The sequence below is a fragment of the Halochromatium glycolicum genome (assembly GCF_016584085.1).
In the GTDB taxonomy this organism is placed as follows: Bacteria; Pseudomonadota; Gammaproteobacteria; order Chromatiales; family Chromatiaceae; genus Lamprobacter; species Lamprobacter glycolicus.
On record NZ_NRSJ01000005.1, the window covers coordinates 16,237 to 42,236 of the forward strand.

Annotated in this window: 27 protein-coding genes; 4 read left to right on the forward strand and 23 right to left on the reverse strand. The window is 62.4% G+C overall.

What is annotated here, in order from left to right; translation table 11 throughout:
- Positions 1 to 2: 2 nt before the first annotated feature.
- Complete coding sequence (locus tag CKO40_RS04205; protein ID WP_200344945.1) at positions 3 to 2,453, forward strand: putative bifunctional diguanylate cyclase/phosphodiesterase; 2,451 nt, start codon at positions 3 to 5, stop codon at positions 2,451 to 2,453.
- Positions 2,454 to 2,549: 96 nt separating this feature from the next.
- Here the strand turns inward: CKO40_RS04205 and CKO40_RS25110 are convergent, their stop codons facing one another.
- The 10 genes from CKO40_RS25110 to CKO40_RS04255 all read right to left on the reverse strand — a co-directional run bounded on the left by CKO40_RS25110 (position 2,550) and on the right by CKO40_RS04255 (position 11,757).
- Entirely contained in the window at positions 2,550 to 2,930 is a 381-nt protein-coding gene (locus CKO40_RS25110) for an FAD assembly factor SdhE (RefSeq protein WP_338074116.1), read from the reverse strand.
- Positions 2,927 to 3,670, reverse strand: a complete 744-nt coding sequence (locus CKO40_RS04215; protein WP_338074121.1) for a succinate dehydrogenase iron-sulfur subunit — start codon at positions 3,668 to 3,670, stop codon at positions 2,927 to 2,929. The genes CKO40_RS25110 and CKO40_RS04215 overlap by 4 nt, the downstream gene beginning before the upstream one ends.
- A 112-nt stretch (positions 3,671 to 3,782) precedes the next feature.
- The gene (sdhA, locus tag CKO40_RS04220) at positions 3,783 to 5,558 is read right to left on the reverse strand and encodes a succinate dehydrogenase flavoprotein subunit (protein ID WP_200344947.1); all 1,776 of its coding nucleotides are present in this window, start codon (positions 5,556 to 5,558) and stop codon (positions 3,783 to 3,785) included.
- Between the two features lie 4 nt (positions 5,559 to 5,562).
- Positions 5,563 to 5,883 carry a succinate dehydrogenase, hydrophobic membrane anchor protein gene (gene sdhD, locus CKO40_RS04225; RefSeq protein ID WP_242476819.1) on the reverse strand — a complete coding sequence of 107 codons (321 nt, stop codon included), beginning with the start codon at positions 5,881 to 5,883 and terminating at the stop codon, positions 5,563 to 5,565.
- Between the two features lie 17 nt (positions 5,884 to 5,900).
- A complete protein-coding gene (sdhC, locus tag CKO40_RS04230) occupies positions 5,901 to 6,275 on the reverse strand; it encodes a succinate dehydrogenase, cytochrome b556 subunit (protein WP_200344949.1) in 375 nt (124 codons plus the stop codon).
- 610 nt (positions 6,276 to 6,885) lie between these two features.
- Positions 6,886 to 8,286, reverse strand: coding sequence for a TRAP transporter large permease (locus CKO40_RS04235; protein WP_200344950.1), 1,401 nt, complete (start codon positions 8,284 to 8,286; stop codon positions 6,886 to 6,888).
- Positions 8,283 to 8,846 (reverse strand): TRAP transporter small permease subunit, encoded by a 564-nt coding sequence (locus tag CKO40_RS04240; RefSeq protein ID WP_200344951.1) that lies wholly within the window; start codon positions 8,844 to 8,846, stop codon positions 8,283 to 8,285. Before CKO40_RS04240 ends, CKO40_RS04235 begins: the two co-directional genes overlap by 4 nt.
- Positions 8,847 to 8,849: 3 nt before the next feature.
- Entirely contained in the window at positions 8,850 to 9,839 is a 990-nt protein-coding gene (locus CKO40_RS04245; protein WP_200344952.1) for a TRAP transporter substrate-binding protein, read from the reverse strand.
- A 224-nt stretch (positions 9,840 to 10,063) separates the two neighbouring features.
- On the reverse strand, positions 10,064 to 10,453 hold the full coding sequence (locus CKO40_RS04250; protein WP_200344953.1) for a hypothetical protein: 390 nt from the start codon (positions 10,451 to 10,453) through the stop codon (positions 10,064 to 10,066).
- A gap of 164 nt (positions 10,454 to 10,617) precedes the next feature.
- Positions 10,618 to 11,757 (reverse strand): glycosyltransferase, encoded by a 1,140-nt coding sequence (locus CKO40_RS04255; protein WP_200344954.1) that lies wholly within the window; start codon positions 11,755 to 11,757, stop codon positions 10,618 to 10,620.
- 335 nt (positions 11,758 to 12,092) lie between these two features.
- On the opposite strand from CKO40_RS04255, the gene sat reads away from it, so the two are divergent.
- Positions 12,093 to 13,280, forward strand: a complete 1,188-nt coding sequence (sat, locus tag CKO40_RS04260) for a sulfate adenylyltransferase (protein WP_200344955.1) — start codon at positions 12,093 to 12,095, stop codon at positions 13,278 to 13,280.
- 195 nt (positions 13,281 to 13,475) lie between these two features.
- Here sat and CKO40_RS04265 read toward each other — a convergent pair whose 3' ends face one another.
- The 9 genes from CKO40_RS04265 to CKO40_RS04305 all read right to left on the reverse strand — a co-directional run bounded on the left by CKO40_RS04265 (position 13,476) and on the right by CKO40_RS04305 (position 20,332).
- Positions 13,476 to 13,637, reverse strand: a complete 162-nt coding sequence (locus tag CKO40_RS04265) for a hypothetical protein (protein ID WP_200344956.1) — start codon at positions 13,635 to 13,637, stop codon at positions 13,476 to 13,478.
- 138 nt (positions 13,638 to 13,775) lie between these two features.
- Entirely contained in the window at positions 13,776 to 14,087 is a 312-nt protein-coding gene (locus tag CKO40_RS04270; protein WP_200344957.1) for a hypothetical protein, read from the reverse strand.
- 40 nt (positions 14,088 to 14,127) lie between these two features.
- Positions 14,128 to 14,637, reverse strand: coding sequence for an FKBP-type peptidyl-prolyl cis-trans isomerase (locus tag CKO40_RS04275; protein ID WP_200344958.1), 510 nt, complete (start codon positions 14,635 to 14,637; stop codon positions 14,128 to 14,130).
- Positions 14,638 to 14,640: 3 nt separating this feature from the next.
- On the reverse strand, positions 14,641 to 14,991 hold the full coding sequence (locus CKO40_RS04280) for a hypothetical protein (protein WP_200344959.1): 351 nt from the start codon (positions 14,989 to 14,991) through the stop codon (positions 14,641 to 14,643).
- Between the two features lie 110 nt (positions 14,992 to 15,101).
- Positions 15,102 to 16,985, reverse strand: coding sequence for an adenylyl-sulfate reductase subunit alpha (aprA, locus tag CKO40_RS04285; protein ID WP_200344960.1), 1,884 nt, complete (start codon positions 16,983 to 16,985; stop codon positions 15,102 to 15,104).
- The gene (aprB, locus tag CKO40_RS04290) at positions 16,985 to 17,470 is read right to left on the reverse strand and encodes an adenylyl-sulfate reductase subunit beta (protein ID WP_200344961.1); all 486 of its coding nucleotides are present in this window, start codon (positions 17,468 to 17,470) and stop codon (positions 16,985 to 16,987) included. Before aprB ends, aprA begins: the two co-directional genes overlap by 1 nt.
- A gap of 61 nt (positions 17,471 to 17,531) precedes the next feature.
- Positions 17,532 to 18,383 (reverse strand): adenylyl-sulfate reductase, encoded by an 852-nt coding sequence (locus CKO40_RS04295; protein ID WP_200344962.1) that lies wholly within the window; start codon positions 18,381 to 18,383, stop codon positions 17,532 to 17,534.
- Between the two features lie 327 nt (positions 18,384 to 18,710).
- Positions 18,711 to 19,499, reverse strand: a complete 789-nt coding sequence (locus CKO40_RS04300) for a hypothetical protein (RefSeq protein ID WP_207173396.1) — start codon at positions 19,497 to 19,499, stop codon at positions 18,711 to 18,713.
- A 98-nt stretch (positions 19,500 to 19,597) separates the two neighbouring features.
- Positions 19,598 to 20,332: a hypothetical protein gene (locus CKO40_RS04305; protein WP_200344964.1), complete on the reverse strand. Its 735-nt coding sequence runs from the start codon at positions 20,330 to 20,332 to the stop codon at positions 19,598 to 19,600.
- Positions 20,333 to 20,613: 281 nt separating this feature from the next.
- On the opposite strand from CKO40_RS04305, the gene CKO40_RS04310 reads away from it, so the two are divergent.
- Entirely contained in the window at positions 20,614 to 21,111 is a 498-nt protein-coding gene (locus CKO40_RS04310; RefSeq protein WP_200344965.1) for an FKBP-type peptidyl-prolyl cis-trans isomerase, read from the forward strand.
- Between the two features lie 193 nt (positions 21,112 to 21,304).
- On the opposite strand, the gene cysC is transcribed toward CKO40_RS04310, so the two are convergent.
- Positions 21,305 to 21,967 carry an adenylyl-sulfate kinase gene (gene cysC, locus CKO40_RS04315; RefSeq protein WP_200344966.1) on the reverse strand — a complete coding sequence of 221 codons (663 nt, stop codon included), beginning with the start codon at positions 21,965 to 21,967 and terminating at the stop codon, positions 21,305 to 21,307.
- Between the two features lie 495 nt (positions 21,968 to 22,462).
- Between cysC and CKO40_RS24845 the strand changes: the two genes are divergently transcribed.
- Positions 22,463 to 22,588 carry a hypothetical protein gene (locus CKO40_RS24845; RefSeq protein WP_276570780.1) on the forward strand — a complete coding sequence of 42 codons (126 nt, stop codon included), beginning with the start codon at positions 22,463 to 22,465 and terminating at the stop codon, positions 22,586 to 22,588.
- Between the two features lie 272 nt (positions 22,589 to 22,860).
- Here CKO40_RS24845 and CKO40_RS04320 read toward each other — a convergent pair whose 3' ends face one another.
- The 3 genes from CKO40_RS04320 to pheA are packed head-to-tail and all read right to left on the reverse strand — an operon-like array spanning position 22,861 to position 25,979.
- A complete protein-coding gene (locus CKO40_RS04320) occupies positions 22,861 to 23,739 on the reverse strand; it encodes a prephenate dehydrogenase (protein ID WP_200344967.1) in 879 nt (292 codons plus the stop codon).
- Positions 23,736 to 24,869, reverse strand: coding sequence for a histidinol-phosphate transaminase (gene hisC / locus CKO40_RS04325; protein WP_200344968.1), 1,134 nt, complete (start codon positions 24,867 to 24,869; stop codon positions 23,736 to 23,738). The genes CKO40_RS04320 and hisC overlap by 4 nt, the downstream gene beginning before the upstream one ends.
- Positions 24,870 to 24,893: 24 nt before the next feature.
- The gene (gene pheA, locus CKO40_RS04330) at positions 24,894 to 25,979 is read right to left on the reverse strand and encodes a prephenate dehydratase (protein WP_200344969.1); all 1,086 of its coding nucleotides are present in this window, start codon (positions 25,977 to 25,979) and stop codon (positions 24,894 to 24,896) included.
- Positions 25,980 to 26,000 lie beyond the last annotated feature (21 nt).

Here is a 26,000-nt window from a genome sequence, read left to right on the forward strand (position 1 = left end):
CCATGAGCGATCTCAAGCAGCGCCTGTGCTCGTCGCAAGCCGATCATCGTCCTTTTCTCGGCCTGCGTTGGAAGGTCCTGATCGGCATCAGCCTCACCCTTGCCGCGGTCATCATCTCGCTCACACTCTATGCCCATGCCATCTTGATCGATCAGTTCGAACGGGATCAGGCCGATCTTCGACATCGTCAAGCTGAGCACTTCACGGCCCTGATCGCTGATCGCTACCAGCAGATGGCGCGTCTGGCGAGTATGGTGCCGCGACTCGCTTCGGTCTCCGATAAAGCAACGATCTTTGATCACCTAAGCGAGGCGCTTCAGCTCGACGGCAGCATGCTCGATCTCGAATGGGATATCCGTTCGGTGCACTGGCTGCCAATCGATGGTGAGCCCCTGGCACTTTGGCCGCCAGAAGCCAGGACGCTGCCGTCGTTGCTCGTGCGCGAGATCGAACAACAGCCAGAGCAGATCACGCAGCAGCTGTTATGCGATCAGGATGCATGCCGGCAATTTCTCGCGTCGCCGGTTCTGTGGCAGGGCGAGACGGCCGGCAGCCTGGTGCTCGGCCGTTCCATGGCGAGCATTCTGTTGGCGTTCAGTGAGCTGACTGAAGCCGATCTCGCGATCGCGGCGATCGACGAGCGAGATGACGCGGAGACGGCCTCAACAGAATCGCCATTCAACTTTGTGGGCGCCACGCAGCCGCAACAGGTTTTGCCGGTCCTACAATCAGTACCAGCGGCATCGTTGCTCGCAACCGATCCATCCTACCCGCTCGCGATCGAGTTCAATGAGCACTGGTATGAGGTGTTCCGTAACGATCCAAACGGGGTCGGCTTAGTCAGCTTTGTCATCAACCAGACAACCGACGACCGTCATGCTATTCGGCAGATGTCGAGGAATAGCCTGCTCATCGGTCTACTCGGCCTACTGATGGCCGAGCTGCTCCTGCTGCTGACCATGCAGGGGCCGGTCACTCGCATCCGAAGGCTCTCACAGCTGCTGCCACTCTTGGCGGAGAACCGCTTCGACACACTGGCGGATCAGCTGCCGCCGGCTCGAGCACGCACCGGGTTACGCGACGAGATCGACGAAACCATCACTGTCACCAATACCCTCAATCAACGCATGGCAAGGATGCAGGAGGAGCGCGAAGCGGCGCGTCAAGAGTTGCTTTGGCTGGCCGACCACGACCCGCTTACCGCGTTGCTGAACCGTCGCCGCTTTGATCATGAGCTTGCGCAAGCGGTATCCCGCGCACAAGAGCACGGAAGACACGGTGCACTGCTCTTCATCGACCTCGATCACTTCAAGGATGTCAATGATACCAGTGGACATCAGGCTGGCGACCGCCTGCTCAAGCGGATGGCCAAGCGGCTGGTCGCGAGCCTCTCCGAGCACGACAAGGTCGGCCGCTTCGGCGGCGACGAGTTCGCAGTGCTGCTCAATGACACCGAGCCCGACGAGATTGCGCGGATTGCGGAACGGCTGCAGGAGCAGATCAGTTCAACCAGCGTCCGCGCGGGCACGCATCGCCATCAGGTCTCGGCGAGCATTGGCATCGCCGTCTTTCCCGATCATGGCGTCGATACCCAAACGCTGATGGCCAATGCCGATCTGGCCATGTATCAAGCCAAGTCAGGGCAGCGTCGGCGCTATCATTTCTACTCGGAGGATGATTCGGCACGCGCCCAAGCGAACGCACGCGTCATCTGGAGCCGCGAAATCACCGAGGCACTGAGCTCCAGTCGATTGCAGCTCTATTATCAGCCGATCATGGAGCTTCCAGAACGGCGAGTCTGGCGAGCCGAAGGCCTATTGCGCATCAGGCTGACTGATGGACGCATCGCTGCACCGAACGAGTTCATCCCGATCGCCGAGCGCACCGGCCTGATCAGCGCCATCGACCGCTGGGTCATGGCCGAAGCGATTCGCCTCCTCCAACAGCAGCCCCATTTGTCGTTATCGATCAACCTATCCGCAAAGGCACTTGGAGACATATCGCTGAACAGCGACATTGCAAGGCTGATCGAGGTGGCACGGATCGACCCCAAGCGCCTCACGCTCGAGATCACCGAAACGATTGCAATCGACAACATCAGCAGCGCCGTTGCGCGCATCGAGAGCGTGCGAGCTCTCGGTTGCCGGTTCGCGCTCGATGACTTCGGTAGCGGATTCGCCTCCTACGCCTACCTAAAGCAACTACCAGTCGAGGCGGTCAAGATCGACGGCAGCTTCATTCGCGCGCTCGACCGAAACCTGGAAGACCGAATCTTTGTCAGGGCTGTCACCGAGATGGCCCACGCAACGGACAAGAAGGTCGTGGCCGAGTTCGTCGAGTCCGAGGCCATCCTCAAGGTACTCTGCGACCTGGGGGTCGATTTCGCCCAGGGCTACTTTATCGGGCGTCCGGTTCCGGAGCCGCCAGCAGCCGAGTCCTGGCGCCTGGGTTGAGCGCGAATCGGACCGACCGGCCCGCCACGAAGCGGCTCATCGATACCATCCAAAAGTCGCCCGTAAAGGCCGCAGCCCGTACCGACGTGCACCAGGTCACGGCTCGCGCGCGCGCATCGCGTGCTGGATTGCGGTGATCAGCCTGCACAAGGCCGGGTCTGCCGGGACGGCTTGACCGACGAGCCAGTCCTGCAGGATCTGGTCCGAATAGCCGAGCAAACGGACGAAATCGGCCCGACCCTGGCCGTCCAGAGCCGCATAGCCCGAATCCAGGAAACGGTTGAGCAACAGGTCGAGCTCGAGCATCCCACGCCGGCACTGCCAGCGCAGACGCATCCTTTCCTGATCGGTCACTTGCTGCTCTGAGGTCAGCCCACTGCCCCTCGGAGCACGAGACGCCAGCGAGCCACTTTCGATCGAGCCACCCCGAGCGAGCGTCTCGACATCGCTCGCCGTCTTGCCCTCGTCGCTGCTCAAACCGATTGCTCGAGCATCAGCTCTTTGATCCGGCCGATGGCTTGAGTCGGGTTCAAACCCTTTGGGCAGACCTCGACGCAGTTCATGATGCTGTGACAACGGAACAGTTTGTAGGGCCCCTCGAGCGCATCGAGCCGCTCGTCGGTAGCCTGGTCGCGGCTGTCCGCCAGGAAGCGCCACGACTGCAGCAGCGCCGCAGGACCGTGAAATTTGTCCGGGTTCCACCAGAACGACGGGCAGGCGGTCGAGCAGCAACCGCACAGGATGCATTCGTAGAGCCCATCGAGCTTGTCACGGTCCGCGGGCGACTGCCGAATCTCCTGTTCCGGCAGCGGGTCCTTGCGGATCAGGTAAGGATCGACAGCCCGATACTGCTCGTAGAACTGGGTCATATCGACGACCAGGTCCCGGATCACTGGTCGGCCCGGCAACGGCCGCACCTGGATCGGCTGTTTCAGGTCGGCAATCGGGGTAATGCACGCGAGACAGTTGGTGCCGTTGGCATTGACCCCGTCGGAGCCACAGACCCCCTCCCCGCATGAATGCCGAAACGCGAAGGTCTCGTCCTGTTCCTTGATCGCGAGCAGTGCCTCGCGCAGCATCATCCCAGGCTGCGCCTGGACCTCGAAGGTCTGCATATAGGGCTTGGGCCGCCTGGGGTCAGACTCGGAGTCCGACTTGGGGGCGTTCGAAGCGCTCGGCTCGCTGTCCGGCTGATAGCGGTAGACGGAGAGGCGGATTGCGGTCATGGGGGTCGATGATATCGATGATCTAGTTGCTGTCGATGCTTCGGAGATCCTGCCTTCGCCAGAGTTCCCAGCCTAGCGACCCCGGGCTTCCTGACGACCCCCGTCAATAGACACGCGGTTTCGGCGGAAAGGAGTCGACCGTCAGCGGCTTGGTCCGCACCGGCTTGTAATCCATCCGGTCCCCCTCGCGCAGATAGAGACTGTGCTTCAACCAACGCTCGTCGTCGCGCTCTGGGTGGTCGACGCGCGAATGGGCGCCGCGGCTCTCATCGCGATGCAGCGCCGACATCAGCGTTGCCATCCCGACATCGACCAGGTTATCGAGCTCCAGTGCCTCGATCCGCGCGGTGTTGAAGGTCTGGCTATGGTCCCGGAGCCGCGCGTTCTCGACTCGCGCACGCAGTCCCTTGAGCTTCTCGACCCCTTCCGCCATCGTCGCCTGGTCGCGGAAGACACCACAGTGCTCTTCCATCAGCCGGCGGAGCTCGGCCTTGAGATCGGCTGCCCGCTCGCCCTCGCCTCGGCGTTCCCAGCGCGACAACCGGTCCAGTGACGGTTCCAGGTAGGCCTCCCGCATTGGCCGATGATGCGGGTTCTCGGCAACGTAGCTTAGGATGTCGGTGCCAGCGGCACGGCCAAAGACGAGGATGTCGAGCAGCGAATTGCCGCCGAGCCGATTGGCGCCATGAACCGATACGCAGGCGCATTCGCCGGCCGCATAGAGCCCCGGCACCACCTCTTCAGGCCCATGCCGCGCCGGCGCGACCACCCGTGCATAACGGTCGGTCGGGATGCCGCCCATCGCATAGTGCGCGGTCGGGAACACCGGAATCGGCTCGTTGGCCGGATCGATGCCAAGAAAGACACGGCAGATATCGGTAATGCCGGGCAGGCGTTGATGGACCACGTCGGCGCCGAGATGATCGACCTTGAGCAGCAAATAGTCCTTGTTCGGCCCGCAGCCGCGGCCCTCCCGGATCTCGGTGACGATCGAGCGCGAGACCACGTCGCGGCTGGCAAGATCGAGCGCATGCGGCGCGTAACGCTCCATGAAGCGCTCCCCGTCGCTGTTGATCAGGTAACCGCCTTCGCCCCGCGCGCCTTCGGTAATCAGCATCCCCTTTCCGGCGACGCCGGTCGGGTGGAACTGATAGAACTCCATATCCTGTAACGGCACGCCGGCGCGTAACGCCATCGCCATCCCGTCGCCGGTGTTGATGAAGGCGTTGGTGGTCGTGCGGTAGACCTGGCCGTGGCCACCCGTCGCCAATAATGTGGTCTTGGATGCGATCACCAGCGGCTCACCGCTCTCGATGTCGAGCACCAGCGCTCCGAGGATCGCCCCTTCATCATCCCGAATCAGATCGACCGCGAAATACTCGTCGAAGAAATGCGTCTTGGCACGCAGGTTCTGCTGATAGAGCGTGTGCAGGATCGCGTGGCCAGTCCGATCGGCTGCCGCACAGGTCCGCGCCGCCTGCTCCCCGCCGAAGTGCTGGCTCTGGCCGCCAAAGGCGCGCTGATAGATCCGCCCGTTATCGAGCCGCGAGAACGGCACACCGGCATGCTCGAGCTCGTAGACGGTCGGAATCGCCTCCCGGCACATGGTCTCGATCGCATCCTGATCACCAAGATAGTCGGACCCCTTGACGGTATCGAACATGTGCCAATGCCAATCGTCTGGCAGCGCATTGGCCAGCGCCGCGTTGACGCCCCCCTGCGCGGCAACCGTGTGCGAGCGGGTCGGAAAGACCTTCGAGACCACAGCGACACGCAGATCGGCATCGGCGAGGCGCAGGGCCGCGTTGAGCCCAGCGCCGCCGGCGCCAATGATCAGCGCATCGAAATGCCGGTGGGGGAGTGAGCGGACAGCGGCCATCGGTTCAATCTACCTGAATCAGGATCAAGGCCTGCAGCGCCCACAGACCGGAGGCGAGGAATAGGAGCGCCATCAGCGACAGCAACGCAACGCGGAGCCCGATCGGCTTCACGTAGTCGATCAGTACATCGCGAATGCCGACCCAGGCGTGCGCGAGCAGCACGGGTATAAAGACCAGCAGTCCCACTGCGACCCAGGGCGACGTCGCCCATGCGGCGAGCTCGAGATGATCCTGCGGCGGCGCAACAGCAAAAACGAGCGCAAGGTAGAGACCGAACAGCGCGAGGTAGACCGCACTGACCCTTTGGATGATCCAGGCCTTCAAGCCTGATGCCCGGCGGCTCACAGCAGCACCGCCGCGCCGGCCAAAGTCACTGCGATCGCAGCATAGAGGGTCGCCCAAGCACTCTTGCGCGCGGTTGGCCGATCCAGGCCCCAACCGAGATCGAGCGCCAGGTAGCGAAGCCCTGCCAGCAGGTGGTGCAGCAACGCCCAGGACAGCACCAACAATACCAGTTTGCCGAGCGGGCTGCCGCCAATCGCCGCCGCGGAGCCAAAGCCGTTCGGCCCCGAAAGCGCCTGCGCGAACAAGACCGCAAAGGCCGGGATTGCCAACACAAGCAGCACGCCGCTCACTCGGTGCAAGATCGAGACGACCCCCGGGATCGGCAAACGGATGCGCCAGAGATCTAGGAATACAGGCCGAGAATTCGCCATGAAGGGCTCGCTTACCAACAGTGAAACGGCATCATCGAAAGGGCCAGAAAAGAGAACATAGCATCCTGTTGCGTCGCCGGACAGACCCCCTCAGACAAGCGGCACCGAGCAGGTCAGTGACGAAGGGGCGCGTCCGGTTCCGTCGCTGCAGCGGATGTCAGCCGCTACAGCGCAGAGCGATGTCGAGCGATCCATCCGCCAGCGCCAACCGAATACGACCCTATCGTTCAGCGAGGGTTCGCTCGCCTCATCAATCTCTCGGCTTAGAAGCCCTAACAGGATGTCCTGTACGAGCCCTAAAACTCCGCAGCTTATTCAGGCTCGCCGAGCGGGTTGATAGGGTCTGTCAATCCCGTGGTCAAGTTTGACCAAGATGGAGCGTCCTGCGCATGGTGCGGTGCAGCAAGGCTAACGCTCAAGCGCTGCACTCGCAACCAGCATCTGCGCAAATGCAGCCGAGCGCGCAACCCCATGGTGGATGATCAAGGGCTTGCGCTCGCACCGATTGTGGGCCCTCACCCGGTTCACAGCTCGGTCAGCAACCGGCCGCGGATGTCCGAGATGGCGCCGCAGATCATGGATAAACCCGATCAACCGCAGGCCAACCACCTCAACCGTACCCCTGGAGGCGATCGAGATAATCCGGCAGAAACAGCGAGATCGATGGGATATAGGTGATCAGCATCAGGAACAACAGCAAGAGCAGCATCCAGGGCAGCACCGCCTTGATCACCCAACCGATCGACTCGCCGGTGATCCCGGCGGTGACGAATAGGTTCAGCCCAACCGGTGGTGTCAGCATGCCGATCTCCATGTTGACCACCATAATGATGCCGAGGTGGATCGGGTCGATCCCGAGCTGGGTCGCGATCGGGAACAGGATCGGCGCCATGATCAGCAGGATCGCCGAAGGTTCCATGAAATTGCCGGCCGCCAACAGCAGCAGGTTCATCACGATCAGGAACATCCAGGGCTCGAGGCCATGTGAGACGATGGTCTCGGCGATCTGATGCGGGATGCGCTCGGTAGTCAGCACGTGCGCAAACAGCATCGCGTTGGCGATGATGAATAGCAGCATGATGCTGACCTTGGACGCATCCAGCACCGTCTTGCGCACCTCCGGATGCACGACGCTCTGGGCGATCGCGAGCGGGACTTGCCAGGTGTGACGCAGCAGTAGTGCACCGATTCTCTCACCGGCGCGGCGCCAAGGCGTCTCCTTCAGCGGCCCCATATCGCGGTAGCCGACCACCGCAACCAAGAAGGCGTAGACGGCCGAGACCGCGGCCGCCTCGGTGGGGCTCGCGACGCCGCCGTAGATCGAGCCGAGCACGATCACGATCAGCAGGATGCCCCCGGACGCACTGAATGCGGCGGCGCCGACCTCGCGGAAACCCGGCCAAGGCTGCGCCGGCAGCCGCTTGATGCGGGCAACGATGTAGATCGCGACCATCAATAGGCCGCCCATCATCAGCCCCGGGATAAAGCCCGCCATGAACATCTTGGCCGCTGAGACCTCGGTCGCGGCCGAATAGACCAGCATCACGATCGAGGGTGGGATCAGGATACCGAGGGTGCCGGCGTTGGTGATGACGCCGGACGCAAAGGCCTTCGGATAGCCGGATTTGACCATCCCGGCGATGACGATGGTTCCGATCGCCGCCACGGTCGCCGGCGACGAGCCGGAGACCGCAGCAAACAGCATGCAGGCCAGCACCGAGGCCATTGCCAGGCCGCCCTTGATGTGACCGACCGCACCAACGGCGAATCGAATCAGCCGCTTGGCCACCCCGCCGGTCGATAGAAACTGCGACGAGAGGATGAAGAACGGGATCGCGAGCAGGGTGTAATGGGCCGACAACGCCTCGAAGAGCTTGAGTGCGATCGACGCGAGCGAATCGTCCGAGAACAGCAGGATGGTGACGATACTGGAGAAGCCGAGCGCGATCGCGATCGGCATACCCAGCAACATGCAGCCGAACAGCAGCAGGAACAGCGCCGCCGTGGTCAACTCGCGCGCTCCGCGTTGGACCCCACCTCGTCCCGCTTCAACTCGTCGGCAAGCCGCAGGCTCTGCTCCGCTTCCCCGGCCTTTTGGAATCCGGTGGCCGAGCCGCGCGCCACCCGATACAGCAGTCCCAACAGTCGCAGCGATAACAGCGCAAAGCCGACCAACAGGATACCGTGCGCGAGCCAGGCTGGGATCGGGATATCCTCGAGCTCGATGCCGATCAAATGCATCTTGGCCAAGTAGACCCAAGACCCATAGAGGAATAAGCCGCAGTAGACCAGCGACAACAGGATCGCCAGTGCACTGATGAGGCGCTGCCCCAACGGCGGCAACAGGCGCACGAAGGCGTCGACGCCGATGTGCGCGCCGACCTTGATCCCATAGGACGCACCGAATAGCACGAACCAGGCGGACAGGTGCAGCGTCGCCTCCTGGCCCCAGCTGAGGCCGGTGCCGAAGCCGAAGCGCAGGATCACCTCGTAGAAGACCAGCAGCGTCATCGCCACCAGCAGCAACGAGATGACCGACTCCTCAGCCTGGTCGATCAGGCGGCGCAGCACCGGTCAGTCATCGTTGGACCGATAAGCGGCCTCGATCCGTTCAGCCCCAATATCGTCTTCGAACTGCCGCCAGACCGGCCTCATCGCCTCGACCCACTGGGCGCGCTGCTCTGGGGTGAGCTCAATGATCTCGGTGCGGCCAGACTCAGCAATCTTCTCTTTGTCCTCGATCGCCTTGTCCCGGGCAATCTGGTTACCGTAGGCAAGCGCCTCATCGAGCGCCGCCTTGACCTCGGTGCGCTGCTCGTCAGTGAGCCTGGACCAGAACTCCTTCGAGGTCACGACCATATAGTCGAGCAGACCGTGGTTGGATTCGGTGATATAGGGCTGGACCTCGAAGAACTTTTTCGAATAGATGTTCGACCAGGTGTTCTCCTGCCCATCGATCGCCTTGGTCTGGAGCAGCGTAAAGACCTCCGAGAAGGGCTTCTTCAGCGGGGCCGCATTGAGCACCTCGAACTGCGCCTCGAGCACATCGGACGACATGATGCGAAACTTCAGACCTTCGGCATCCTCGGGGACGCGCAGCGGCTTGCTCGCCGACAGCTGCTTCATGCCGTTGTGCAGATAACCAAGCCCGATCAGACCCTTGTCGGCAACTGCATTGAGCATCGCCTGCCCCTCTTCGCTTTGCTGGAACCGATCGACCGCGTCCAAATCCTCGAACAGGAACGGCAGATCGTAGAGCGCGAGCACGTCGGTGTAACGACTGAACTTCGACAGCGCCGGGGCGGCCATCTGGACGTCGCCCAAGAGCATCGCCTCGAGCACCTTGTCGTCGCCGAACAGCTGTGAATTCGGGTAGACCTCGACCTCGATCTCGGCATCGGTCTTCTCGGCGACCAGCTCTTGGAAACGCTGGGCCATCAGGCCTTTGGGCGTATTCTCAGCAACGACGTGGGAGAACTTGATCACCGTCGGCTCATCCGCAACCGCACCTGCGGCACTGATGAGGCTGACGGCTACAAAGGCGGCAGTGAGCAGGATGCGCATCGGAGGCCCTCGAGTTCAGTGGTGCATTCAATCGGCGGGGAGGCGCGCGGCCCGGGCAACAGGCATGGCAGCCGGTTTCCATCGATTCATTAGGCCAATTGTGCTCGCGAACCTAGCGGAGATTCCCCTCGGATGCAACATCGCGATGCCATGCCCAAGCGCCGAGACCCCGCACCGGTCGAGCCGATGCAGGGTCTGAGGACACACGGCCGGATAGCGGCGCGTTAATCGAAGTTGGTCACATTGAACGCATAGAACCGGCTCAGCCCCTGCTGTTCGGTCCAGTCGAGGTAGTCTTGGAACTGGTTCGCCATCTCCTCGCTCGGCAGCTCGATACCGCCGGCATAAGCAGGGTCGGCAAGGACCTTGAACGCGGCCAGCCGGCTCAGGCCTTGAGCCTTGGTCCAACGCAGGTAGTCGGCGAATGCCATCGCCATGGCTTGCGTCGGGAACGGATTCGAGGTCGGCTCGATGCACTGCAACTGTGCCGCGTCGACGACGGTCGCAGGTGAGAAGGGGCCGTTGCCACCAACCTCGCCGTCGTGCGCCAGCAGGTTTCCGGCGCTGAGCGTCAACAAGGCAAGTCCAGCAGAGAATGACAATGGATGAGGCATCTTTGGCAAATCCCAAAAGTGATATCGATGCCTATATATTAGCGTTTACTTATATAAATCCAATATCGATTCGGCCCGCAACTGCAACCGACTGTTGCAAAATGTTTCCGATCCTAGCCTGAGCCTCGAGCGCGATCGGGAAGCGCTGATCGATCAGCGCTTCCCTAGGCAGCCTTCGGCCGCTTCCAGGTGTAAACGGCCGTGACCGCGTAGTTCCAGACCGCACCGACCAATATGCCCGCCAGCGCCGACAGGACCCAGAACGAATGGGCCTGGAACAGCCAGCTCGCGATGCCGACATTGGCCAGGGCGCCGATGCTGCATGCCGCGACGAACGACAGCCAGCCGCGCAGCAGGTCCCAGCCCCTGAGGCGCATGTCGCTATAGGTCAAGAGATTATTCAGGAAGAAGTTGCTGGTCATCGCGACCAGTGCCGCAATGGTCTGGCCGACGAGAAAGCTGCTGCCAGCCAGCTTGAACGCGAGCCAGAGCACCAGCATGTGCACCAGCACACCGGAGGCACCGATCAGCGAGAATGCGATGAAGCGTGCCGGGATCATTGGACCGATCCATTTCTGGATCAACATCAACAGGTACTCCCAGAGGACCGCGTTATCGAGCTTGCTCTGGCCCGCCTCGCGCGGCCGAAACCGATATGGCAGCTCGCGAAAGCGCAGCGGCCCAGGATGGGTTGCGAAGAGGTCGAGCAGGATCTTGTAGCCGACCGCACTCATATCCCGGACACACCCCTGCAGCACCTCGGCGCGAAGCATGAAGAATCCGCTCATTGGATCCTTGAGGTCGGCCTTGATGAGGCGCTGTCCGAGCCTGGTCGCGAGCCGGCTCATCGATGCGCGGCGGCGATCCCAGGTGCCAACCTCCCCGCCCGAGACATAACGGCTGCCCACGACGAGATCGAGCGGCTCGCTCCGCAGCAGCCGCAGCATCTCCGGCAGCAGCCCCTCATCGTGCTGCAGATCGGCGTCCATCACAGCGACGAAAGGGGCCGAGGTCGCGAGCATCCCCTCGATACAGGCCGACGAGAGCCCGCGACGACCGATGCGCTGGAGCACGCGCAGATGCGGATTGGTGCACGCGATCGCGCGGACGCGCTGTGCGGTCCCATCGGGCGAGTCATCATCGACAAAGATCAGCTCCCAGTCGATGCCGGCGAGCGCCTGTTCCAAGCGCGCGACCAGGATTGGCACGTTTTCGGCCTCGTTATAGGTCGGGACCACGACCGCGAGGGTTGGCGTCCGGCATCGGCTCAGAGGCGCTGCATCCGCAAGCGTTGCTTCAGGCATCGGTCAACTCTTGTGGTTGCGGTGCTTTCGACGCGACCGCCTGCCCAGCAGCCATTGCAGCCCAACGATCGCCGATGCGAACGCCGCCGTCACCGCTGGCATCAGCGTTCGAACCGATCGCGCTCGTTGCCCATAAATGCATCATTTGTGGAATAAAAAGAAACCCTGAGCCAAACCTTGAATATTCTGATAGTTTAACAGCTCGACTGCCCGCGCGTTCAGTCCTGCTCTGATTTATTTCGATTTAACAAGGGCTTACAAGTCAGAACCAAGACAGCATCGATCACCCGCGAGGCGTCATTACCGTCCGTTCTTCACGCTTGGGAGGCCAACTCATGATCAAGCCAATCGGCTCAGACGAGCTTCAACCGCGGTTCGTCTATGACCCCGAACGTCACCATCAGCTGACCCAGGAGGCTGAATCCCTACCCTCGGTGATGGTCAGTTCTCAGGCCGCAGCCAACGCGGTGATGATGGGTGCCAGCTATTTCAGCCCTCTCGAGGGCTTTATGAACGTTGCCGATGCGGTCAGCGTCGCCGAGACGATGCGGATGACCGATGGCCGCTTCTTCCCAGTCCCGGTCCTGTGCCTGCTGGAGTCAGACGATGCGATACGTGGCTCCCGACGGATCGCCCTGCGCGACCCGAATGTCGAGGGCAACCCGATTCTGGCGGTGATGGATGTCGAAGCGATCGAAGAGGTGTCCGATGAGCAGATGGCGCTGATGACCGAGAAGGTCTATCGGACGAACGACTCCGAGCACCCGGGCGTGAAGACCTTCAACAGTCAAGGCCGAATAGCCCTCTCTGGACCGATCCAAGTGCTGAACTTCTCCTATTTCCAGAACGACTTCCCGGACACCTTCCGAACGGCGGTCGAGATCCGCCATGAGATCCAGGAACGGGGCTGGAACAAGGTCGTCGCGTTTCAAACCCGCAATCCGATGCACCGAGCCCATGAAGAGCTCTGCAAGATGGCGATGGACGCCGTCGGAGGCGACGGCGTCGTGGTCCACATGCTGCTCGGAAAGCTGAAGCCCGGTGATATCCCAGCCCCGGTCCGTGACGCCGCGATCCGCAAGATGGCCGAGCTCTATTTCCCGCCGAACACGGTCATGATCACCGGCTACGGCTTCGACATGCTCTATGCGGGACCGCGCGAGGCGGTGCTGCATGCCTATTTCCGCCAGAACATGGGAGCGACCCATTTCATCGTCGGGCGCGATCACGCCGGCGTCGGCGATTACTACGGCGCCTTCGACGCCCAGACCATCTTCGACGAAGAGGTGCCCGCAGGGGTACTCGACATCGAGATCTTCCGAGCCGACCATACGGCCTATTCGAAGAAGCTCGAGCGGGTCGTGATGATGTGTGACGCGCCGGATCACACCAAAGAGGACTTCGTCCTATTGTCCGGCACCAAGGTTCGAGAGATGCTCGGGCGCGGCGAGGCGCCGCCGGCGGAATTCTCTCGGCCCGAGGTCGCTCAGATCCTGATGGACTACTACCAGTCGATCCAGTGAGTCGTCGGGACCGCGCCGCCATGCCGCAATGGCGGCGCCGCGCGAATCGAAGCAGACGGCAAGGCCTCTGACCTGCCGACTCGCCCAAGAAGGCGCGGCCGGATCAACGGCCACCACAACGCCAGCGGTTGGCAGGAAGCGCTGAGTGGATCAGCGCTTCCTGCAACGAGCGAGCGAGTCGTCTCAGCGGCTCGGTCAGGGGCGCTTCGGTTTCTTGTACTCGACCTCCTTCTGGAGGTTGTCCCAAACGGTCTCGTAGCCGACGAAGCCCTTCTCGTTCGCCGCCATCTGCTTGGTGGTGTAGAACCGCGCCCGGCCCTCCGGAACCTTGGGTCTGCTCTTGGGTGCTTGGCTCATTGGCTTATCCTCTCTCGATATGCCGTTACAGGATCAACGGGGTGTGCCCGGCATAAGGCGACGCCCCGCGTGGTCAGCGAATCCGAGCGCGATCGACCGCGGCCCGCGCGTCCCGGTTCGGCCGAACGCCGGTTCGGGTCATTTCTGAAACATCGCCTGCAGAACCTCGTAGACGAACTCATGCAGGTACGAATTCTCGCCACAGTGGATCAGCGCTTCATCCTCGGTGCGAAAGGTCAGGTACGGATGGACCTCGGTCCCGTCGACCTCGATCGCGGCGTTATCGTCCAAGGTGCTGGCGACGCTGAACGCGATGCTCGCGGTAGTCTCTTCGAGCTGAGTCCCAGTCAGACCGGCCTCTTGCAGCTTGACGTGGATGCTCTGGACCAGCTCCCGAACGAGTAGTACCTGTTGCTCTTCGAAGACAGTCGACTCGAGTTTCAGCTGCATGCGCTCTTACCCTTTGCAGAGGCCCTGTGTGAGCCCGACGTCAGAGCGGCACCGGTTTGACGCCGGCGAGCTCGGGTCTGGATTCGACCTTGCCACCGGCGGCGATCTCCGCCTCGGTCGCATCACGGACCGCGAGGATCTCGAGCTCGAAGACCACCTGACGTCCGCAGAGCGGATGGTTGCCATCAACGGTGAGGGTCTTCTCATCGATCCGCGTGACCAGGAAATGCTTGGTCTGACCTGCGTCGTTCTGCATCACGACGGTGGTGCCGACCTCGCGGTACTCCTCCGGCACGTTCTCGAGATAGTCGGTCACGACGAGGGACTCGTCTCGGGGTCCGAAGATCTGCTCGCAGTCCAGTTCGACCGAGATCGTCTCACCCGCCGTCCTCCCTTCCAACTCCGCCATGACCTGAGCGGACAGCACGTCGTTGACACCGTGCACATAGCCGAGCGGGAAGTCCACCGAGGTCAGGACGCCCCCGGTCTTCGCGTCGATCACCCGGTACTTGAGCTCGACGTATTTGTTGTCTTGGATGGGGTCTGACATGGTCTAGAAGATCGAGGCGGCGAAGATCCGCACCTCCCCCTTTTCGTAGCCGAGCACCATCCGGCCGAGCCATTCACCTTCCCGTTCCGTGCTGCGTACCCGATACAGGGCCGTCACGTGCTCGCCGCGTCGGATCAGGCCAAGGAAATCGCGCTCCTCGCTGAGATTCCGGCTCAGGGTGCTGTGCTTGAACTGCTTGCCGAGCTCGACCTCGTTCAGGCCGAGCAGCAGCTCATAGGAGAATTTTCGAATGAACTTACCGTACTGGCCCTTGTTCGAGTACTGAATCAGGTCGTCCCACATCGGGTGGGCGATCTCGATAATCTGTTGGTCTGATAGGTCGTTGATATTCATACTCTACCGCCATCTTCCAGGCGGTTTGCGTCGAATGCGAAGTGCATCGAGCGGCAAGACATGCCCAGGGCCCCGTTCTTGGGACCCCGGGCGACCGTCAACGAGGAGGCTTACGCTGCCTGGGCCTCCGGCTTGTCATCGACCAGGTGATAGCAGGGGGCCTTCTCCATCGTGTACTCGCCCGTCTCCGGGTCGCGGCGCGAGACCGTCAGCACATGCCAATTGTCGTCATCGACCTTCATCGCGTCGCCGCGGTAGTAGTAGCCAGGCCAGCGGGTCTCCTTGCGGAACAGGGTGTGATGCATGACTGCCTCGGAGGTGAGGTGACGATGCTTCAGCTCCCAAGCCCGCAGCAGCTCGTGGATGTTCTCGGCAGCGACCTTCTCGAGGTCCTCCTCCAAGAGCTTGAGCTTCTTCAGGCCGATGCTCAGCAGCTTCTCGTTGGTCATGTAGTTGGACGTGACACCACCGCAGTACTCGTCCATCAGCTTCTGCAGCCGATCCAGGCCCTGACGCGGGTTGATGTAGTTCGGGTTGACGCTGCCGGCAGTGATCTCGTTGCGATAGATCTTGTAGTGCTCCATCGGCTTGTAGATCTCGGCCTTGCGCTTGTCGATCTGCGCATCGGAGACGCGAATCCCCTCACCCTTGCCGTCGTCGATGTACTTGCAGGCCGCCTTCGCCGCGAGCCGACCTTCGGTGAAGGAGCCGGACGAGAAGGCGTGCGGGGTACCACCGACCGCGTCACCGGCACCGAACAGGCCCTCGACCGTGGTCATGCGGTTGTAGCCCCAGAAGTACTCGTCCGGCGAGACGTCCTCGGGACCCGAGCACCAGGCGCCGCAGCCGGTGGCGTGGGAGCCCATCACATACGGCTCGGAGGTGGTCAGCTCCGGGTTCTCGTATTTCGGGTTGACGTCGGTCGCCGCCCAGAGCACGGCCTGGCCGACGGTCATGCCGAGGAAGTTGTGCCAGCCGATCTCCTCGAGATGCGGGTCCTGGAAGGCCTCCATCGTGACCATGTGGATCGGACCGCGACCGGCGTTGACCTCGTTGATCAAGGCGTGGTTCCGCAAGCAGGTCGGGATCGGACGGTGCGTGCGGTGCGAGGCCTCGACGTCGAGGTAGCGCTTGCCGACCATCTTCTCCAGGTCCGGGAACCACTTGGACTCGTACTCCTCGCCGAGACCATTCTGGGTGTAGGTCTTGAGGTGCAGGAAGTACGCACCGACCGGACCATAGCCGTCCTTGAAGCGGGCGAGGACGATGCGGTTCTCCATCTGCGTCATCTTGGCGCCGGCGCCGATCAACAGACCATAGGCCGAGCCGGACGACCAGGGGGCGTACCAGACGCGCCCGGCGCCCTCACCGACCGAGCGCGGCTTGAAGATGTTCGATGCACCACCGGCGGCGACGACCACCGCCTTCGACTTGAAGACGTGATAGTTGCCGGTGCGCACGTTGAAGCCCACGGCACCGGCGACACGGTTCTCCTTCGACTCGTCCATCAGCAGGTGGGTGACGCAGACGCGGTTGAACACCTTGTCGGCCGACTTCTTCGCCGCCTCGGCGACGATCGGCTTGTAGGACTCGCCATGGATCATGATCTGCCAGCGGCCTTCACGCTGATAGGCGCCGGTCTTGGGGTTGCGCATCAGCGGCAGGCCCCATTCCTCGAACTGGTGCACCGCGGAGTCGACGTGGCGCGCCATATCGAACAGCAGGTCCTCGCGCACGATGCCCATCAGGTCGATGCGGGCGTAGCGGACGTGGTCCTCCGGGTTGTTCTCGCCGAAGCGGGTGCCCATGTAACAATTGATCGCGTACAGGCCTTGGGCGACAGCGCCGGAGCGATCGATGTTGGCCTTCTCGGCGATCACGATCTTCTTGTCTTTGCCCCAATAGCGTGCTTCGAAGGCGGCACCCGTGCCGCCCAGTCCTGCACCGCAGACGAGGACGTCGATGTCGTCTTCAACAATCGTCTTGTAGTTCATTAGTAACCCTCCACGCCCGGCACGAGTTTCAGACCGTTCGATTCCAGCGTGTGCAGCTCGCCTTCATCGAAGCGGATGTACTTGGGCTCGTTGAACAGATACTGACTGTCTCGCTGCTCATTGCTCGGCGCCGGTACGTCCGCCAGCTGGGGAATGTGCTTGCCCCAGGGCTTGGTGGTGATCGGGGCGAGCAGGTTCATGTCCTTCTCGCCATTGCGGAAGATGATCCGCCACGCGATGACGCCCTTTTCCTCGTCGCGGCGCACCCGAACAGAGTGCCCAAGGGGCGCGAAGTCGGCATAGCCGCGCACGTCGATGGCGTTGTGCGGGCAGGCCTTGACGCAGGAGTAGCACTCCCAGCACATGTTCGGTTCGATGTTGTACGCGCGGCGTACCACCGGGTCGATGTGCATGATGTCCGATGGGCAGATGTCAACGCACTGTCCGCAGCCGTCGCAGCGCGTCATGTAGACGAAGGTTGGCATGTTCGATTCCTCTCTGCGGCCTGACCGGCCAGGTCATGCTCAGTGATGGCGGTGGTTGCGCTCAGTAGTGGTTCGGCGCTTCGCGATTGATGCCCAGCCCCATGTTCGGCGGGTTGTCGCCCATGTACTCAGGGATGTCCGGGTATTGCTCCTTGCACTCGGCACTGGCCAGATCGGGGATCTCGGGCAGCTTGTCGTGCGAGCCATCGGCAACCGCGACCTTCTTCTGGAACGCCGCGGCAGGCTTGAAGAACATGTGCGCGAATTTGGACCAGAGGACGGTGCTGAACAGCGTGGTCGATGCGAGGATGAAGGCGACGAACACGATCATGCTCAGCACCGAGGTGGCGCCGGTCACGGCCTGCAGGAGCGACCAGACCAACGCGAAGGCGGCCATCAGCATCAACGAGACGACGAAGAGGTCCGATTGGTGCACGTCGTACCAGGCATTCCCCTCGGAGCGAACATCGGCACGGATCTTGAACCAAAACCAAGAGCCACCGACACAGATCGACAACGCACCCAGATGCCAGAGCAGCGCCGAGATCGTGAACGAGGTGCCTTCGGCAGCCGGCAGACCAAAGATCATGATGGCCGTGGTGACGACAAAGAACACGAACCCATACATCGTGAGCAGATGCGCGTTGCGACGGTCGGGGTTCGCGAACTCGCTGGACGCCAGGACCTCGTTGGTGAGCGTGCTGACAGCGATACCTGCCTTCTCACCGGTGCTGACCTCGCGTTTGGCGAGCTTGCTGAGCGACTGGCCCTTCTCAAAGAAATATTTCGCACTCTTTTTGTGCATGACGTCCAGCAGTGTACCGCCGATGACCAACAGGACCATCAGGACGACGTACGCCTGCATGACGCCAGGCTCGAGCGGCAGACTCGCGAACGGGTTACTTGTAATCATTGGATAATGACTCCACTAGCGATAGCGAACTCAGTGGCCTCGAGGGAGGTCTCGCCCCTTGCGCTCCACGGCCGAGTCCACAGTGCTCGAACGATCCCTTGGATCGCCCGGCCGGAGGTTGCGGTTCTTGTCTACACGCAGTCAGACCACAACCACATTGGAGTATAAGCATTACAGGACATTCAGCGCGACTCATACATTTTCGGACGTTATAACTGTTACTAATCGCTCGATCGAGACGAATCCGAACATCCAGCATTTTCCGAAGGGGTAGGCGTCGAGCAAGAAGCCCGTCTGCGATCTACGTCGGATCGCCACCAATCGCCATCATTGGTAGTGCACGCCGTCACGGCGACCCATCACGTAAGGCGCCTCGCCAGCGGCCAGCCGCAGCCGCGCCTCGACTCGGATCTTGTCCATAACCGCCTTGTCTGCGACCTCGGGGTAAAGCGGGAAGAAGCGCGCCACATCGAGCGCATTGGCCTTCGCGGCCCACTCCATACGGCGACGCTCCTCCAAGCCGACACCGTGCAGCATCAACAGGCGCGGTGCCTGACGGTGCAAGTATCGCTGACAAAGAGTCTGCTGTTCGTCGTTGCACCAGTCCTCGCGCACGAGAAACGGCGGAAAGGACTCCTCGTCGTTATAGCGCCGCGTGAACCACCGCGCCCGCGGCTTTGCTCCTGCTCGCTCAGCTACAGCGCGTTCCAAGCGGTAATTGACGGGACCATAGGCGTTGCTCTGTTCGGCTTCGGTGGTCTCGATAGGCATCACCGCGGCAGGCAGCGCGCGCCACTCCGTGAGCTTCGGGAAGGAGGCCATCTCCGAGGCGTCCGTGCAGGAGAAGATCAGCGCGAGCGGGGAGTCATCCGCCGGGTCGAGCAGCCAGTATTCATAACGATCGGCGGCGTCGAAGGGCAAGGTGGCCCCGACCAGAAAACGCGCCAGCTCCAGGATGCGATCATCCACCACCCCCTCCTCTGTGGTGGGGTTGTCGATGACGCTCTGAAGATCCCGTTGGCGGATGTGCGCCGCCCGGATGAAGCGGCCCTTCTGCGGACCGCCGACGCGACCGTTGGCAAAGATGAACTGGAATTCCCACAGCTCGCCGTCCATCGACAAGGCCCGGGCGAGCTCGGTCTCTGCGATCTGGACTTGAGCGGAGAACGGCTGCAGCAGGCGCTGGGAGTGGGCTTTGATCACGGGATACAGCCCTAGTGCGACGCAGCCGCTGGCCACCTTGCCATATAGTCGCGCAAGACCTCGGTAACGGCCTCGGGCACGTTCTGGACCGCGGCTTGGCGCATCCCGTCGGCGAGGAAACCAGGCATATCGTCCGGAAGCCGTCGCCCCATGTTATCGAAGGTGCGATGCATCAGATCAGGATCGAGGGATCGTGTCGCGGCAATTCCCGCATTCAGGTTGATCACACGCCACGGCCGCCATGCGTCACCCCGATCCTCGTCGAGCTGTATCCTCACCGACGCCGCCTCGATCACCTCCTCCATCATCCCGCAGAGGGCGCAAAGATCGCCGGTTGAGCGCGTCCCGTTGACGATCATCCCGAAACCGTCGGCCGTGCCTTCGAGATTGTCGATCGTTGCGCCACGGCGCGCCATCCAGACCCCGATTGACGCACATAGGCGCGCCACCGTGTCGCGCTTGTCTATGATCTCCAGTTTGCGAACCAGGAAGGCGAGCCGGTCCAGCAGGTCCAGCCCGTAGGCGCAGAATTCGTCCAGCTCATCCTGCTCCAAGACCGCCGCACCGGCCTCGAGCGCACCGGCGATCTGAAAGAAATCGGACAGCGCACGCGCCAAGGTCAGCGGGCCATTCTCGTCCTCCATGATCGACTGCGCCTCGTCGCTTTGGGCGAGCACGGCCTGGGTGACGTCGAGGGCGAGGTCGGAGATCGCATCGTTGCGGACATCAAGCGGGGTTTGAGTCACTGGTTCTACCTCAGGCCGTACGCGAGAGAGAGTTGGGATGTTGGCGCGGGCCTTCAAATACAGCGGACGAGGGATTGGGCGCTGGCCCGCGACCAAAACGGGTCGCGGAGCTGGCTGACGCGATGGGACCTGCCTCGATGGGACCTGCCTCGATGGGACCTGCCTCGATGAGTAGCCCAGGTATCATGGCCCAGCGATTTGACAAGCCGCCTCTCATCCCACCTGCCCTACAGATCAAGTCCGACCGCACGAGCCTCTCGAGCCGCTGAAAGGAGCTACCTATGAGCGAAGCCCGTCCAAACGCTATCCGCGACGGTAAATACGTTGAGCTGACCTATGTGGTCCGCGACAGCAAGACCGGTGACATCCTGACCGAGGTCACCAAGCCTCGACACTATGTTCACGGCGTCAACGAGATCCTGTCGCCGGCGATCACGCGCGAGCTCGAGGGCAAGACCGAGGGCCAGCGGGTCGACCTCCTCGTCGACTGCTCCGAGATCTACGGCCCAAGGGACGAGTGCTTGGTCATCACCGAGAAGATGTCCGTCGTGCCGCGCGAATACCGCCAGCTCGGCAGCCAAATCCTGATGGAGAACAACCTCGGACAGATGAAGAGCTTCCTGGTGACCAAGATCGAGGGCGACAGCATCACCTTCGATGGCAACAACCCGCTCGCCGGACGCGAGGTCATCTACCAGGTCAAGGTCCTGCTGGTGCGCAACGCGACCGAGGAAGAGAACGAATACGGCGGCAAGCGCGACGAGCCTGACGCCTGTTGATACGGCAAGGACCCGCGTTCCCAACGGCAGCGCCTAAGCAAAGAGGCCGGCAAGCAGGCGCTGACTACCGAGCGCGTTCACACCAACGCTCCAGGGTCGACAACCAGCGGCTGCTGCAAGCGCCGTTGCCCGGGGCGCAACGGCGCGGCGCAGCGGCCTCAGCGGCCAGGGTGCGAAAAGCCGACCGGGTGAGCTAGTCGCTCTCGGGCAAGATACCGCGTTTGACCAGATCATCGATGACCTCGCCCGCGAGCGCTTCCGGGGTATGCTCGCCCGCACGGAGGGTCAGTTCCGGCGCCGATGGCGCCTCGTAAGGGTCATCGATCCCAGTGAAGTGCCGGATCTGCCCGGCGCGGGCCTTCTTGTAGAGCCCCTTTGGATCACGTTGCTCGCAGACCTCCAATGGGGTGTCGACGAACACCTCGATGAAATCGCCCTCTCTCATCGTCGCGCGCACCCGATCGCGATCGATCCGGTACGGACTGATGAAGGCTGTCAATGCGATGGTGCCAGCCTCGCAGAACAGCTGGGCAACAGCGCCGATCCGACGGATGTTCTCTTCCCGGTCAATGGCTGAAAACCCGAGGCCGAAGCGGTCCGCGAATGCCTCACCATGGCTCTCCTTGAGCATACCCGGGGCGGCATTGAGTCCGTGGCGAACATTATCGCCGTCGAGCACTGCACTCTTGATACCGCGTGCAGCGAGCATGTGATCAACCACATTGGCCAATGTGCTCTTACCGGACCCGCTGAGGCCGGTAAACCAGATCACGCAGCCACGATGGCCATGCAGGCGCTCGCGCTCTTCGCGCGTAACCCGATGCTCGTGCCAGGTGATATTGGTATCGTTCTCCATCGCAAAGAATCCCGAGGTAAAGGGGTCCGCCCGCCCACAGACGCGACCGACCCGGTTTGACTAGGCGAAGATTGATCACGGTCGGCGCCAACCCAGGTCGTGGCGAGACAACCGCGGCCAACCCGATGCCCAACACAAGCCGCCTCAGAAGGCGGCAGCCCAAAGAGCGCGGCTTAACCCGAAGAAGCAAGCCGAGCCTACTGTACCCGCTGGCCCGAGGCAATTGCCAGGCCATACATCGTCCGACCAAGGCCCCCGACAGCGAGCCCAAGCCCCTTCAGCATCGGGCAATTGTGATCTTGTGCACAGGACGACCGAGCCCCCTCGGCAAGTCCTGGACAGCAATCGGACTATGTATTAGTATTTGCTTATCTACTAAGCAAGCGGAGCTCGGTCATGTTAGTCAATTGTCGTACCATGCGCGCCGCCGTGATGATGTCAGGTCTCCTTCTTGTTATGGGCCTCATGCTCGGGGTTGTCGCAATCTGGACCCCCTTGGCGGTTCCGACCAGCCAACTTTCGCTGATGCTGGTACTCGCGGCGGCGTTGCTGTTGGCAGTCACCTTCGTAGTGGCCTTGATCCCCGGCGTCTCACGCCATCTGGACGAGTGCCGGCATTAGGCGATTGCCGGAAAAGCTCGTACCGAATTGCGCAGGATTTTCGTTTGCCTTCGAGGAGCGTCGCCGGGAGCATAGCCGGGCTATGTGACCGGCGGCGCGACGAAGAAGGCGAGCGAAAAGACCAGCAAGGCGGTATGAGCTTTGACAGAAATCGCCTTAGTTCATCAGGGACCGGACAACATCGGCCTGTGCCTAGGGGCGAGGGCTGGGGACCGGGGGCAGGATGCCCCCACTGCACGCAGCAGCTGCCCGGCTGTTCAGTATCGATCCATCTAGGAAACACCTTCGTCGATCCCATCGACATAACGCTCCCGTGCAGCGCGCGCCCGACCGAAGATGCGCAGCAGCGCCTCGCCATCCTTCCGACGAATCGCGTCCGACAGCTCGGTCATCTCGCTGCCGAAACGCGTGAGCATCGCTGTCAACGCCTCTGAATTGGCGAGGCAGATATCCCGCCACATCTCCGGGCTCGATGAGGCGATACGACTAAAATCACGAAAGCCTCCGGCAGCATAGCGAAAGATCTCGTCATTGCTGCCCAGCCTCGTCAGCGCATCGACCAAGCCGAATGCCAGCATATGCGGAAGGTGGCTGGTTGCGGCCAACACCTCGTCATGATGCGCGACGCTCATCTCGGTGACCTCAGAGCCAACGCGCTCCCACATCGCGCGGACCCGTTCGATCGCCTGCGGATCGGTCTCAGCGAGGGGCGTCAGGATCACGCGTCGGTTCTGATACAGCTCGGGGAAAGACGCCTCGACCCCGCTGCGCTCGGTTCCGGCAATCGGATGCCCTGGCACAAACCATGACGGGATCTCGCCGAACACCTGCACCGCATCGGCGATCACACTGCCTTTGACGCTGCCGCCATCGGTGATCACGGCCTGCTCGGCCAGTTGCCCCTGAATGCGGGCAAAGACGCCCGCGATCGCGCCCAGTGGAACGGCGATGAAGACCATATCGGCATTGGCGACGGCCTTGCCCGGGTCCTGGCAATACGCATCGATCACCCCGAGTGCCTGCGCGCGCTCGAGATGTTCGATCGAGCGACCACAGCCGATCACCTCGCCGACGGCATCGTTCGCTCTCAAGGCCCGCGCAAGCGATCCACCGATGAGACCGACCCCAATGACGGCGAGACGCTCGATCATTTCGGCGTGACCGCGCTGCCCCGGTCCAGCACGCGCGCGAGTGCAGCGAGCATGCGGTCGTTTTCGGTCTCGAGCCCGATGCTAATGCGCAGATGAGTCGGTAGGCCATAGTTCGCGACCGGGCGGCAGATGACCCCCTCGCGCAACAGTGCCTGATCGACCGGGCCAGCGGGCCGATCGAGATCCACCGTCACGAAATTGCCGACCGAAGGGATATAACTGAGCCCCAGCGACGTCAACTCGGCGCTCACCCGCTCCATCTCGCGGCGATTGTGTGCGACCGACCGTGCGACATGCTCCTGATCACCTAGCGCCGCGATCGCCGCCGCCTGAGCCGGCGCGTTCACATTGAACGGATGGCGGACCCGGTTCAGGAGTTCCGCCACATCGGGATGACTCAGGCCGTAGCCGACCCTGAGGGCAGCCAGGCCATGCACCTTGGCAAAGGTTCGGGTCACGATCAGATTCGGAAACTGATCGAGCCAAAGGCTGGTATCCGGGTAGTCGTCCTGGCCGACGTACTCGAAGTAGGCCTCGTCGACGACGGCCATGCAGTGATCCGGCAGTGCCGACAAGAAGGCGCGCAGCGGCTCGGCGGCCACCCAGGTGCCGGTCGGGTTGTTGGGATTGGCAATCCAGACCACGCCGGTGCGCTCGTTGACGAGCGCTCCCATCGCATCGAGGTCATGCCCATGATCGCGCGCTGGCGCCACCCGCGCGGTCGCGCCAACGGCCGCTGTTGCGAGCGGGTACACCGCGAACGCATGCTCAGAGAACAGGGATTCGCGTCCCGGATGCAGAAATACCCGCGCGACCAGGTCCAGTACATCATTGGACCCGTTGCCGACCGTGATCTGTTCCGGCGCGATCGCATGATGCGCCGCGATTGCAGCGCGCAGTGCAAAGGCCCCGCCGTCCGGATAACGACCGAGCTCCGCGGCCTCGGCCCGATAAGCGGCCCGCGCCGCCTCGCCGCATCCAAGCGGATTCTCGTTCGACGCCAGCTTGACCGGGTCGACGATGCCGAGCTCACGCTCGAGCTCGCTGATCGGCTTGCCCGGCACATAGGGTCTCAGCCCGGCAATCTGCGCGGCGGCGAGGTTCAGGAAAGGATTATCGGCAACAGACATAGGCGCCCTGACAGAATGGCATTTCTAAAGCACCGCCTCCGGATAGGAGCCCAGTACCTTGCACAGGTTGGCCGCACCGCGCAGCTCGGTAATCGCCTTCGCGACATCCGGCGCCGCGCGGTGCCCGCTCACGTCCACGAAGAAGACGTAGTCCCAGACGCCCTGGCGCGAGGGCCGGGATTCGATGCGGGTCATGCTGATGCCCTGGTTGGCGAAGGGCGAGAGCAACCGATGCAGCGCACCGGCCTCGTTGCGACAGGACAGCAGCATGCTGGTCTTGTCATGTCCGCTCGGCGGCGAATCCTCCGGCCCGATCACGAGAAAGCGGGTGGTATTGCCGGGCTCGTCCTCGATGCGCTGCGCCATCACCCGCAGCGAATAGAGCTCCGCGGCCGCCTCGCTCGCCACCGCCGCGGCCTGAGGATCACCGGCCGCCAGTTTGGCCGCATCCGCATTGGTGCTGACGGCGATGCGCTCGGCATTCGGCAGAGCACGATCCAGCCAGCCCCGGCACTGAGCCAGTGACTGCTGATGGGAGTAGACACGGCGAATGGCGCCGATCTCGGTCGCGGTCGACAACAGATGGTGATGGATGCGCAAGGTCACTTCGCCGGCGATCAGCAACGGCGAGCGCATGAACATATCGAGGGTATGATTGACGACCCCCTCGGTCGAGTTCTCGACCGGAACGACCCCGTAATCGCAGGCGCCGGCCTCGACCTCGCGAAAGATGTCACTGATCGCGCCGAATGGCTGCGTGTGCACGGAGTGTCCGAAATGCTTCAGTGCGGCGGCCTGGGTGAAGGTGCCGGCCGGGCCGAGATAACCGATCTCCAGTGGCTTCTCGAGAGCAAGGCAGGCCGACATGATCTCCCTGAACAGCCGCGCGACCTCTTCGCCATCGAGCGGGCCGGGGTTCTGCAACTTGATGCGTCTGAGGATCTCCGCCTCGCGCTCGGGCCGATAGTATTTGACCGCCTCGCCGTGCGCGTCCTTGATCTTGGCGACATCCTGAGCGCATGAGGCGCGCTCGCAGATCAAGCGCAGCAGCTCGGCGTCGATCGTATTGATGCGCTCGCGAACCTGGTTGAGCTGCTCGTCACTGGTCATCGACAGGGTCGCCTCTGCACC